Annotated in this window: 11 protein-coding genes, 1 tRNA gene and 1 pseudogene; 1 reads left to right on the forward strand and 12 read right to left on the reverse strand. The window is 70.6% G+C overall.

What is annotated here, in order from left to right; all coding sequences use genetic code 11:
• From AB0C29_RS16795 to AB0C29_RS16835, 9 genes are all read right to left on the reverse strand, one after another.
• On the reverse strand, positions 1-476 hold a 476-nt coding region (locus AB0C29_RS16795; RefSeq protein ID WP_360821075.1), incomplete at its 3' end, for an inositol monophosphatase family protein.
• Positions 477-495: 19 nt separating this feature from the next.
• On the reverse strand, positions 496-2,295 hold the full coding sequence (locus AB0C29_RS16800; protein WP_360821077.1) for an exopolysaccharide biosynthesis polyprenyl glycosylphosphotransferase: 1,800 nt from the start codon (positions 2,293-2,295) through the stop codon (positions 496-498).
• 140 nt (positions 2,296-2,435) lie between these two features.
• A complete protein-coding gene (pth, locus tag AB0C29_RS16805; protein WP_360821079.1) occupies positions 2,436-3,023 on the reverse strand; it encodes an aminoacyl-tRNA hydrolase in 588 nt (195 codons plus the stop codon).
• Positions 3,024-3,099: 76 nt separating this feature from the next.
• Positions 3,100-3,735, reverse strand: a complete 636-nt coding sequence (locus AB0C29_RS16810) for a 50S ribosomal protein L25/general stress protein Ctc (RefSeq protein ID WP_360821081.1) — start codon at positions 3,733-3,735, stop codon at positions 3,100-3,102.
• A gap of 323 nt (positions 3,736-4,058) precedes the next feature.
• Positions 4,059-5,039 (reverse strand): ribose-phosphate diphosphokinase, encoded by a 981-nt coding sequence (locus AB0C29_RS16815; protein WP_360545503.1) that lies wholly within the window; start codon positions 5,037-5,039, stop codon positions 4,059-4,061.
• Between the two features lie 116 nt (positions 5,040-5,155).
• Entirely contained in the window at positions 5,156-6,547 is a 1,392-nt protein-coding gene (gene glmU, locus AB0C29_RS16820; protein ID WP_360821090.1) for a bifunctional UDP-N-acetylglucosamine diphosphorylase/glucosamine-1-phosphate N-acetyltransferase GlmU, read from the reverse strand.
• Between the two features lie 120 nt (positions 6,548-6,667).
• Positions 6,668-6,738 (reverse strand) — tRNA-Gln (locus tag AB0C29_RS16825).
• Positions 6,739-6,776: 38 nt separating this feature from the next.
• The gene (locus AB0C29_RS16830) at positions 6,777-6,971 is read right to left on the reverse strand and encodes a hypothetical protein (protein ID WP_360821083.1); all 195 of its coding nucleotides are present in this window, start codon (positions 6,969-6,971) and stop codon (positions 6,777-6,779) included.
• 21 nt (positions 6,972-6,992) lie between these two features.
• Positions 6,993-7,514 (reverse strand): helix-turn-helix domain-containing protein, encoded by a 522-nt coding sequence (locus AB0C29_RS16835; RefSeq protein ID WP_360821084.1) that lies wholly within the window; start codon positions 7,512-7,514, stop codon positions 6,993-6,995.
• Between the two features lie 197 nt (positions 7,515-7,711).
• Here AB0C29_RS16835 and AB0C29_RS16840 point away from each other — a divergent pair, with 197 nt between their 5' ends.
• Positions 7,712-8,311, forward strand: coding sequence for a TetR/AcrR family transcriptional regulator (locus tag AB0C29_RS16840; protein ID WP_360821092.1), 600 nt, complete (start codon positions 7,712-7,714; stop codon positions 8,309-8,311).
• Positions 8,312-8,315: 4 nt separating this feature from the next.
• Here AB0C29_RS16840 and AB0C29_RS16845 read toward each other — a convergent pair whose 3' ends face one another.
• The 3 genes and pseudogenes from AB0C29_RS16845 to AB0C29_RS16855 form a co-directional block, all read right to left on the reverse strand.
• The gene (locus AB0C29_RS16845) at positions 8,316-8,831 is read right to left on the reverse strand and encodes a DUF4383 domain-containing protein (RefSeq protein WP_360821086.1); all 516 of its coding nucleotides are present in this window, start codon (positions 8,829-8,831) and stop codon (positions 8,316-8,318) included.
• A 54-nt stretch (positions 8,832-8,885) separates the two neighbouring features.
• Positions 8,886-10,688 carry an ABC-F family ATP-binding cassette domain-containing protein gene (locus AB0C29_RS16850; protein ID WP_360821088.1) on the reverse strand — a complete coding sequence of 601 codons (1,803 nt, stop codon included), beginning with the start codon at positions 10,686-10,688 and terminating at the stop codon, positions 8,886-8,888.
• A gap of 7 nt (positions 10,689-10,695) precedes the next feature.
• A pseudogene (locus tag AB0C29_RS16855) lies at positions 10,696-11,041 on the reverse strand (4-(cytidine 5'-diphospho)-2-C-methyl-D-erythritol kinase); the annotation flags it as partial.

The raw sequence follows: 11,041 nt of genomic DNA on the forward strand, positions 1-11,041 counted from the left end.
GCCGGCATCGCCACGGCGCCCGCGGCCAGGCAGCTGGGCCGGGAGCAGTCGGCGGTCCACAGGGCGACGTGCACGGCCCAGTCGGTGCGGCCCTCCTCGGAGAACTCGCGGGTGCCGTCCAGCGGGTCGATGATCCAGACCCGGGAGGCGTCCAGGCGGTCCGGGCGTACGGCGTCGTGCCGGTCGTCCGCCCACGCCACGCGCGAGTGGTCGTCCTCCTCCGAGAGCACGGCATCCGCCGGCCGCCACCGGGCGAGCTCGGCCCGTAACAGATCGTGCGCGGCCTTGTCCCCGGCGGCCTTGAGCAGCTTGCCGTCCGCGTACCCGACCTCCTCGCGGACCTGGAGCAGCACCTGGCCGGCCCGGTCCGCCAGCCAGCGCGCGAACGCGGCGTCGATGACCGGCGGCGTGCCACCGTCACCGGCGGGCTCCCGCTGACCGGCTATGCGCGCCGACGTCCCTGTCTGCTCGCTCATCCAACCGCTCCCTGTCCGTTCAGTAGGCCCCTGACGACCGGACCACGGCCGTCATGGTGCGCAAAAGGATCACCAGGTCCAAGCTGAGAGACCAGTTCTCCACATAGCGAAGGTCCAGCCGTACCGTCTCCTCCCACGACAGGTCCGATCGTCCGGAAACCTGCCATAGGCCCGTCATGCCGGGCTTGACGGCAAGACGGCGGCGCACATCGTCGGCGTAGACGGCAACCTCGGACGGCAGCGGCGGTCGCGGCCCGACCAGCGACATCTGCCCGGCGATCACGTTCAGCAGCTGCGGCAGCTCGTCCAGGGACAGCCTCCGCAACCACCGGCCGACCGGGGTCACGCGCGGGTCGTCGCGCATTTTGAAGAGCACACCGTCGTGCTCGTTGAGATGCCGGAGCTCGGCCAGCCGGGCCTCGGCGTCGACGTACATGCTGCGGAACTTGAAGATGCGGAACTCGGACCCGTCACGCCCGACCCGCACCTGCCGAAAGAGTACCGGGCCGCGTGAGGTCACCCGGACGCAGAGTGCGACGGCCAGCAGCAGCGGACCGAAGAGAATGAGCAGGGCCAGGGCCCCGACCCGGTCCACGAGGTCCTTCACGACCCGCGCGCCGCCGTGCAGCCGCGGGTGCTCGACGTGCAGCATCGGCAGCCCGTCGAACGGCCGGATCGTGGTGCGCGCCCCGGCCACGTCGATGAGCGCGCTGGCCACCACCAGGTCGACCTCGTCGCGCTCCAGGCGCCAGGCCAGCCGGCGCAGCGCCGCACCGTCCAGCTCCGGGCAGCTCAGCACCACCACGGTGTCCGCGTCGGCGGCGTCGACCGCGGTCGCGACGTCGTCGAACGTGCCGAAGACCGGCAGGTCGATGACCCCGTCGTGGTCCGGCGGCAGGCACGCGCCGACCACCTCCAGCCCGTGGTAGCGCTCCCGGCGCAGCTGCCGGGTGATGCCGATGACCGACAGCTCGTGGCCGACCACGATCACCCGGCGCAGCCGCTCGCCGCGCGACCGGGCGATGTGCAGCCGCTTGCGCAGGGCGAACCGCAGGACCACGGCGGAGACCATCGCGGTGGGCAGCGCGGCCAGGACGTAGGACCGGGCCAGATCAAGATCGAGCGCGTACGACACGACGGCCACGCCCGCGATCAGGCCGACCCCGCCCCGGAACACCCGCTGGTACTCGTCCGTGCCGACGAACAGGAAGCGGCGTTCGTACGCCCGGCTCACCACCAGCACCGCCAGCAGGGCCAGCGGCAGCAACGCCGACAGCCACAGGTACGACCGGTTGTAGGTGGTCACCTCGTCACCGAAGCGCAGCCCGAAGGTCACCGCGCCCGCCGCGATGCCGGCCAGCAGGTCACACAGGACCAGGGCGCGCACGTACTGCCGCTCCCAGCGCTGGCGCCGCGACATCGCCGCGTGCCGCCCCCGGACCCGTACGAACGGCCGGTTCGCGGGGCGGGCGGCGGCCGAACGGTTCGGCTCGGCCGACCAGTGCCGCTCGACGGCCCGGTTGCGGGCCCGGCCGGCGGGAACCCGGCCACCGGCCCCGGCCAGCGGCGGCGCGTTGTCGAGCACGTCCTCGCCGGCGTCGTCACCGGTCGACCGGGCCGGCGACGGGATCTTGCTGTTGCGGGCCCGGTACGGCGACGGCCGGTGCGGGCGGGGGCCGTGGTTGCCGGGCGGATGGTTGGCCGGACCATGGTGCTCCGGCGGCTCCGACGGGACCACGTCACGGCGTTGCACCGTCGGCAGTACCACCGTCGGCTCACCCAATGTCGCCTCGTGGCTCTCGGAGAGTTCCTGCCGCACCCGAACCTCCCCCGTACCGCGTGGTGTCCGCACACCGTTTGGGTGCGCTACGTGACCAACGCGCTAACCGGGGGAGGCGTCACGGGACCGATAGACGGACAAAACAGCCTAATCGATCTGTCCGTTCTGGCCGTATCCCTTCAGCTTCCGTGGTATTTGTTCTGCGCCCACTCGACGCCCTCGAGCACCACGGCCTCCACCACGTCGGCCGCCCGGTCGACCAGGAACTCCAGCTCCTTGCGCTCGGCACCGGCGAAATCCGACAGCACATAGTCCGCGGGATCCTGGCGTCCCGGCGGCCGGCCGATGCCGAACCGGACCCGGGCGTACTCCTTGCTGCCGAGCGACTTCGACATCGAACGCAGCCCGTTGTGACCACCCTCACCGCCGCCGCGCTTCACCCGCACCTGCCCGTACGGCACGTCCAGCTCGTCGTGCACGGCCACGATGTTGTCCACCGGCACCTTGAAGAACTGGGCCAGCGCCACCACCGGCGCCCCGGACAGATTCATGAAGGTCAACGGCTTGACCAGAATCAGCTTCGGGCCACCGAAACCGAGCCGGCCCTCCGCCACCTCGGCCACCGCCCGCTTGTGCCGGCCGAACTTGCCGCCCACCCGCGAGGCCAGCAGCTCGGCCACCATGAAACCGACGTTGTGCCGGTTGCCCGCGTACTCCCGGCCGGGATTGCCCAGGCCGACCACCAGCCAGGGTGCGTCCTCGGTCATCAAGCTCTCCTTACGACAACAGGGAAAGTGCCGACGGCACTTTCCCTGCAGATCGCGTTTCTCGGGTGGTGCTGGCTCAGGAAGCGGCTTCCTCGGTGGACGCCTCGGACTCGGCGGCCGCGGCCTCACCGGCGTCGGCGGAGTCACCCTCGAGCTGCTCGGCGGTCTGCGCCGCGGTCACCATCGCCAGCACGAAGTCCGGGTCGACGGCCAGCTCGGTGCCCTCGGGCAGCGTCACGTCGCCCGCGGTGACCTGCGAACCGGCCTCCAGGCCCTCGATCGAGACCTCGAAGCCGCTGGGCAGGTGCATCGCCTCGGCGGTGACCGCCAGGGTGTTGGACTCGTTGACGACCAGCGTGTTGCGGGCGGCCTCGCCGACCAGCGTCACCGGGACGTCGACCTGGACCTTCTCGCCACGCTTGACGATGATCAGGTCGACGTGCTCGTACGTCTCCTTGATCGGGTCGCGCTGGATCGCCTTCGGCAGGGCCAGCGTCGCGCCCGTGCCACCGACGACGTCGATGGTGAAGACCTGGTTGAGGCCACCGTGGCGGATCGCGGCGGCGAACTCACGGGCGGGAAGCGCGATGTGGACGGGGGCTTCGCCGTGTCCGTACAGCACGGCGGGCACCAGGCCGGCCCGGCGCGTGCGGCGGGCACCACCCTTGCCGAACTCGGTACGGGGCTCGGCGCTGATCTTTACCTCGGACACGGGGATACTCCTGAAAACGTTGGAACGGGCGGCGTGAGAAGTCGGCGGGCTGCGGGCAATCGGCGCTCGGCGAAGGGGCGCACGGGCACGGGCCCGGAGCACCGCGTCGATCACGGTGCCTCAAGCGAACTCTGCAAACTGCAGCAGACCGCGTGGCACCCTCGCCGTGGCAACCGCACCAGCTTACCTGCCGCTGCTACGGGCAGACCGGCGGGTCCCGCCGGATCACTCTCCCTGCGGAAATTTCACCCGCACGAATGCAACTTGCATCACCGATCAAGCCACTTCCCGCCACAAAGCGGACGCCCAGCCGACCCGAGCCGTCAGCTCAGCCCGCCGAACAAAGTGGTGACGGAGCCGTCATCGAAGACCTCACGGATCGCCCGGGCCAGCAGCGGCGCGATCGACAACACGGTGATCTTGTCGAGCTGCTTCTCGGCCGGCAACGGCAGCGTGTTGGTCACCACGAGCTCACTGATCTGGCTGTTCTTCAACCGCTCGGTCGCCGGATCCGACAGCAACGCGTGCGTCGAGGCCACGATCACATCGGCGGCCCCCGAGTCGAACAGGATGTCCGCGGCCTTCGTGATCGTGCCACCGGTGTCGATCATGTCGTCGACGATCAGGCACACCCGGCCCTCGACCTCACCGACCACCCGGTTGGCGACCACCTGGTTCGGCTTCAACGGGTCCCGCGTCTTGTGGATGAACGCCAGCGGGCAGCCGCCCAGCCGGTCCGTCCACCGCTCGGCCACCCGCACCCGGCCCGAGTCCGGCGCCACGACCGTCATCGGCCGGCCCTCGAACTTCTTGATGATGTGCTCGGCGAGGATGTCCATCGCGAACAGGTGGTCCACCGGGCCGTCGAAGAAGCCCTGGATCTGCGCGGTGTGCAGATCCACGGTCAGGATCCGGTTGGCCCCCGCGGTCTTCAGCAGGTCGGCGATCAGCCGCGCGGAGATCGGCTCCCGGCCGCGGTGCTTCTTGTCCTGCCGCGAATACGGGTAGAACGGCAGCACGACCGTGATCCGCTTCGCCGAGCCACGCTTCAACGCGTCGACCATGATCAGCGTTTCCATGACCCAGGTGTTGATGCCCTCGGTCATCGACTGCACCACGAACGCGTCCGAGCCGCGCACCGAGTCCTTGAACCGGACGAAGATCTCCCCGTTGGCGAACTCGTACGAGTCGGAACGGGTCGGCGCGACGCCGAGCACCTGCCCGATCTCCTCCGCCAGCTCCGGGAAGCCCCGGCCGGAGAAAAGCATCAAACTCTTACGGTTCTCCGCGACGATGCTGCCCATCGGCTCGTCCGCTCCCGTGCAATCGAGGGGGTTGTCACCTGAAGTATTACCCGCGGCCGGACCGGCGCCACGAACGGCGGCCCGGTCGTGGGATGCCTCACCCCAGCTTGCGCCGGTTACGCCCCGGTGTCCTCAGTCTCCGGCTTCCCGGCCCGATCCGCAGCCTCGGCCGAAACGGTGCCCGGCCGCTTGCGCGCCACCCACCCCTCGACGTTGCGCTGCGGCGCCCGGGTGACCCCCAGCTGGCCCGCCGGCACGTCCTTGGCGACCGCACTGCCGGCGGCCACGTAAGCACCCGGCCCGATCTCCACGGGAGCGATCAGCACGGTGTCGCTGCCCACAAAAGCGGCCTCGCCCACGGTGGTGTGATGCTTGTTGACGCCGTCGTAGTTGGCGAAGATCGTGCCCGCCCCGATGTTCGCCTTCGGGCCGATCGTCGCGTCACCCACGTACGTCAGGTGCGGCACCTTGGCCCCGGCGCCCAGCTCGGCGTTCTTCGTCTCGACGAACCCGCCGACCTTGGACTTGCGGCCCAGCCGGGTCCCCGGCCGCAGGAACGAGAACGGACCCACCGTGGCATCCGGCCCGATCTGCGCCCCGATGGAATGCGTCCGCAGCACCGTGGCCCCGGCCGCGACCACCGTGTCGATCAGCGTCGTGTCCGGCCCGATCACCGCGCCGGTCGCCACCGTCGTCGAACCCTGCAACTGCGAATTCTGATCCACCACGGCATCGGGCTCGAGGGTGACGGTGACGTCGATCCAGGTCGTCGCCGGATCGAGGATCGACACCCCGGCCCGCATCCACTCGGTGTTGACCCGGTCCCGCAGCAGCCCCCGCAGCCGCGCCAGCTCGGCCCGGTCATTGCACCCCAGGGTCTCCAGCGCGTCGGCGGCCACATGCACCCCCACCGCGTGCCCGACGGCGGCGAGCAGCCCGAACACGTCGGTCAGATACTCCTCACCCTGATCGTTGTCGGTGGAGAGCTTGCCCAGCGCCTCCCGCAGCAACGCGGCGTCGAACGCGTAGATGCCGGCGTTGACCTCACGCACGGCCCGCACCTCGGCGGAAGCGTCCCGCTCCTCCACGATGCGCTCGAGGTTGCCGGACCCGTCCCGCACGATCCGGCCCAGCCCGGTCGGATCGGGAACCTCGGCGGCAAGCACGGTCGCACCCCGGCTCGTCGACTCGTGCGCGGCGATCAGCGCCTCGACGGTGCCGGGCCGCAGCAGCGGCACATCGGCGTTGAGCACGACCACGGTGCCGATGGCCTCGGGAATGGCATCCAGGGCGATCCGGACGGCGTGCCCGGTGCCGTTCTGCTCGGCCTGCAGGACCGGGGTGGCACCGGGGGCGATCTCGGTGAGGTGCGCGCGGACCTGGTCGGCCTTGTGCCCGACGACCACGACGGTGCGGGAGGCGCGCGCGGCCTCGGCGGCGTGCAGGACGTGGCCGAGCAGGGTGCGCCCGAGCAGCGGATGCAACATCTTCGGCGTGGCGGACTTCATCCGCTTGCCCTCGCCGGCGGCAAGAACGACAACGGTACGGCTCCGGGCCTGGCTCACGCGGACTCCATTGATCGCAGTGGCTGTGCAGAACGCGGCGCCGACTCAACCGCGGATACAGAGCTCCCGAGAGAGGATTCGAACCCCTATAATCACCACCAAAGGGTGACGTCCTGCCCTTAGACGACTCGGGAGGGCAAAGCGGACATAACCGTGAGGTCATGTTCGCGGGCTACATCTTAACCTCTTCGATCGAGGCCATCGCGGCGGCGATCCCACCCATCAGACCTTCGACCTTCCAGTAGAGGGCGCGCGAGTCGGGCACGTCCACCACCAGACAGCCACGATAAGGGTCTCCGACGTTGTGCCGCACGGTGGACGGATTGTGCGTCTTCAGGGTCGGACGCCGGAAAATCTCGAACGGCACCCCGACCACGTCAGCCCACCACTACCGGTTCGGCTGCCAGGGCTTGGCCTTGGTGCCCTCGCACCAGTAGGCCACCGCACCGAGCAGCCTGACCTCACGATCGGAAAGCTCGTCGACCCACGTCGCCTCGACGGCGTTGATCGCCGCCCGGTCCGCGTCGCGCTGCTTGCGCAGCGGTTCCCACCGCGTCTCCGCGACCCGGCGCGAATGCTCCCGGCGGCGTTGCCGGGCCTGCTCACTGGTCTCGTCGAGCGGTAGATGCCTGACCCAGAGATAGGCAGTGGACTTGGCGACGGAAAGCGCCTCGGCGATCTCCGGCACTGTCGCCCGGGCCTGCCGCATGACGATCGCCCGGGCGCGCAGGTCGTCCCGGGCGCGCGGCCGGCGGGTCCATTCCGGAGTGGGCTCGTCCCGCAGCCAGGCGTCCATGGTGTCGCGGCTGACGCCGAAGTGCTTTCTGAGCTGGGCCAGCGACATCCGGCTCCCGGCTCGCAGGCGCCGGGCCTCCCCGGCGCGCGGGTCTTCCTCAAGAGGTGTGCGCATGTCGATATCTTACTAGTCGTTCGACTAGTTGTCGTGCGCCTCATCGATGGCCTGCGGGCCGCGCGGGACCATGGACACGCCGGACAAGCTGGCAGGATGGCCGGGTGACAGACCAGAGCGAGCCAGGCCAGGAGCCGCGCGCCCGGCGGGCACCTCGCGCCGCCGCCGCGTCCACGAAGGGCACTGCCCGGGTTCGCATGCCGGCCGCGCAGCGGCGTGAGCAGTTGATCGCGATCGGCCGCCAGTTGTTCGCCGAGCGCGGTTTCGACGCCACGTCGATCGAGGAGGTCGCGGCCCGCGCGAAGGTGTCCAAGCCGGTCGTCTACGAGCACTTCGGCGGCAAGGAGGGCCTGTACGCCGTGGTCGTGGACCGGGAGGTGCGGGCACTGCTGGACCGGATCACGGGGGCGTTGACCGCCGGGGATCCGCGGGAGTTGCTGGAGCAGGCGGCGCTGGCGTTGCTGGACTACATCGACCAGGAGCCGCACGGTTTCCAGGTGCTGGTGCGGGAGTCACCCGTGTTGTCGCCGGGCGGCAACTTCTCCAGCGTCATGAACGATGTGGCGCATCAGGTGGAGCACATTCTGGGGGCCGAGTTCAAGGCGCGGGAGCTGGATCCGAAGTTCGCCGAGCTGTATTCGCAGGCGCTGGTCGGCATGGTGGCGCTGGTGGGTCAGTGGTGGCGGGAGGCCCGCAAGCCGAAGAAGGAGATGGTGGCGGCCCATCTGGTCAATCTGGCCTGGAACGGGCTCTCCCACCTGGAGGCGAAGCCGGCTCTGACGACGCGGTCCCGGTGACCGGTCAGGCGGACTGCGACTGGCGTTCGCGGGCCTGGCGCGGCGGGCTGGCCTGCTCCGGCGGGGCGACCTTGCTGTAGTACGCCGCCATGATGAGCACCAGGCCGAGCAGGTAGGTGACCACGACCGTGGAGATGCTGAAGTTGAGGAAGTTGGCGTCGGTGCGGATCGCCGCGAGCTCGTAGCTGCCGACGACCAGCAGGCCCCAGCCGAAGTACTTGTCGATCACGGTATCGGAGTTGCGGCCGATCACGGTGGCGATGAGCACGATGGCGCCGACGAGCACGCAGATCAGGGACCAGAAGAGGTTGGTCTCCTGGCCGAGCACGCGGTCCTCGCCGTTGCCGAACAGGCCCTCGCCGGCGGTGACGATGGCGCCGAGGACGCCGAACAGCACCAGGTAGGCCCCGGTCAGCGCGCCCAGAGCGCGGTAGATCGGCCGCAGCGGGTGGTTGACCGGATTGTGTCCCATGGTGTCCGTCTCCAACGTCGGGTGGTGTCGTAGGAGATTCTCGCGCATCGCCGGACTCGGCGCAGGGGCACCCCCGGATCATGGTCGCTCCGGGGGTGCGGGTCAGCTCTCGGGTACGCGTTCGGCGAGCTCGAGCCAGGCTTCCTCGACCTGGCCGCGTTCCTCCTGCACGGCTTTGAGCTGGGCGTCCAGCTCCATGATCTTGTCGTAGTCGCTGCCGTGCACGGCCAGACTCTCGTTGATCTTCAGGATGCGCTCGTCGAGCTTGGCTACCTGGCGTTCGAGGCGGGACAGGTCCTTGCGGGCGGCGCGCAGCTCGGCGGCCGACATGCCGGACGTGGCCGCCGGGGCCTTGCCGCCGGCGGTCAGCAGCTCTCCGGGCGGGGCCGCGGGGTTGCCGGCCCGGGACAGGTATTCGTCGATGCCGCCGGGCAGGTGCACCAGCCGGCCGTCGCCGAACATCCCGTACGCCGTGTCGGTCACGCGTTCGACCAGGTAGCGGTCGTGGCTGGCCACGATCATCGTGCCCGGCCAGGAGTCGAGCAGGTCCTCCAACGAGGCCAGCGTGTCGGTGTCGAGGTCGTTGGTGGGCTCGTCGAGCAGCAGCACGTTGGGCTCGGTGGCCAGCAGGCGCAGCAGTTGCAGGCGCCGCCGCTCGCCGCCGGACAGGTCGCTGACCGGGGTCCAGATGCGCTTGTCGGTGAAGCCGAAGACCTCGGCGAGCTGGCCCGCGGAGAGCTCCCGGTCGCCGAGCTGCACGCGCCGGGCGACCTCCTCGACCGCTTCGAGCAGCCGCAGGTGCCCGGGCAGCTCCCGCAGCTCCTGGGAGAGGAAGGCCGCCTTCACCGTCGAGCCGGTGACCAGCCGCCCGCCGTCGGGCTTGGTGATCCCGGCGAGCAGGCGCAGCAGGGTGGTCTTGCCGGCGCCGTTGGCGCCGAGGATGGCGATCCGGTCGCCCGGACCGACCTGCCAGGTCAGGTTCTGGAAGATCGGCTTGGGGCCGGCGTGCAGGGTGACGTCTTCGAGGTCGTAGACCTGCTTGCCGAGCCGGGTGGTGGCCAGCCGCTGGAGGCTCACCTGGTCGCGGACCGGGGGCACGTCGGCGATCAGCGCGTTCGCGGCGTCGATCCGGAACTGCGGCTTCGAGGTGCGGGCCGGCGGGCCGCGGCGCAGCCAGGCGATCTCCTTGCGGAGCAGGTTCTGCCGGCGGGACTCGACCGCGGCGGCGACGCGCAGGCGCTCGGCCCGGGAGAGGGTCCAGGCCGCATAGCCACCCTCGTACGCGTAGACCTGCTCGTCGACGACCTCCCAGGTCGCGGTGCAGACGGCGTCGAGGAACCAGCGGTCGTGGGTGACCACGACGAGCGAGCCACGCCGGCCCAGCAGGTAGCGGGCCAGCCAGTCGACGCCGGCCACGTCCAGGTGGTTGGTGGGCTCGTCGAGGATGAGCAGGTCGGACTCGCGGACCAGCAGGGCGGCCAGCGCGACCCGTCGGCGTTCGCCACCGGACATCGGCCCGACCGGGGTGTCCAGGCCGAGGTGGCCCATGCCGAGGCCGGTGAGGATCGCCCGGACGCCGGCGTCGCCGGCCCACTCGTGCTCGGCGCCCATGCCCTCGCTGAGCCAGGCGGTGCCCAGCACGACATCGCGGACGGTCGCCTCGGGGGCGAGCGTCAGCGTCTGCGGAAGTGCGGCGACGCGCAGGTCACGGCGGTGCGTGACCCGGCCGGAGTCCGGCTCCTCGAGCTTGGCGAGCATGCGCAGCAGGGTGGACTTGCCGGCCCCGTTGAGGCCGACGATGCCCACCCGGGCGTCGTCGTCCAGCCCCAGGGAAACGTCGGTAAGCAGCTGACCGGCGGCTCCGTAGCCCTTGTTCACCCGGTCCAGATTGATGATGTTGGCCACGATGCCTCTAGGTTACCCGGGCCCCCGGCATCGGTCCCCGCGCGGTGAGGGCGGTGCGGCACACCCCGGCCTCGTTGAGGCGGGCCGCGACCCGTTCGGCGTGCGGGCCGTCGGTGGCGAGGAACACACAGGTGGGTCCGGAGCCGGAGACGATGCCGGCGACCGCGCCCGCGTCGTAGCCGGCCTTGAGCACGTCGGCCAGGGCCGGGCGCAGCGACAGCGCGGCCGGCTGGAGGTCGTTGGCGAGCGCTGCGCCGAGCACCTCGGGTTTGCGCTGGCGCAGGGCGCCCATCAGCTCGTCCGCGCTCTCCAGGGCCGCGGGCGGCCACGGGCTGTCGCGCAGCCGGTCGAGC

It is taken from the genome of Actinoplanes sp. NPDC048791 (genome assembly GCF_040650095.1).
Lineage (GTDB): Bacteria > Actinomycetota > Actinomycetes > Mycobacteriales > Micromonosporaceae > Actinoplanes.

Bases quoted from the DNA above. Each gene is read 5' to 3' on its own strand.
- pth (WP_360821079.1), bottom strand. From the start codon at position 3,023: ATGACCGAGGACGCACCCTGGCTGGTGGTCGGCCTGGGCAATCCCGGC.
- AB0C29_RS16815 (WP_360545503.1), bottom strand. From the start codon at position 5,039: ATGGGCAGCATCGTCGCGGAGAACCGTAAGAGTTTGATGCTTTTCTCC.
- glmU (WP_360821090.1), bottom strand. From the start codon at position 6,547: ATGAAGTCCGCCACGCCGAAGATGTTGCATCCGCTGCTCGGGCGCACC.
- AB0C29_RS16835 (WP_360821084.1), bottom strand. From the start codon at position 7,514: ATGCGCACACCTCTTGAGGAAGACCCGCGCGCCGGGGAGGCCCGGCGC.
- AB0C29_RS16840 (WP_360821092.1), top strand. From the start codon at position 7,712: ATGCCGGCCGCGCAGCGGCGTGAGCAGTTGATCGCGATCGGCCGCCAG.
- AB0C29_RS16845 (WP_360821086.1), bottom strand. From the start codon at position 8,831: ATGCGCGAGAATCTCCTACGACACCACCCGACGTTGGAGACGGACACC.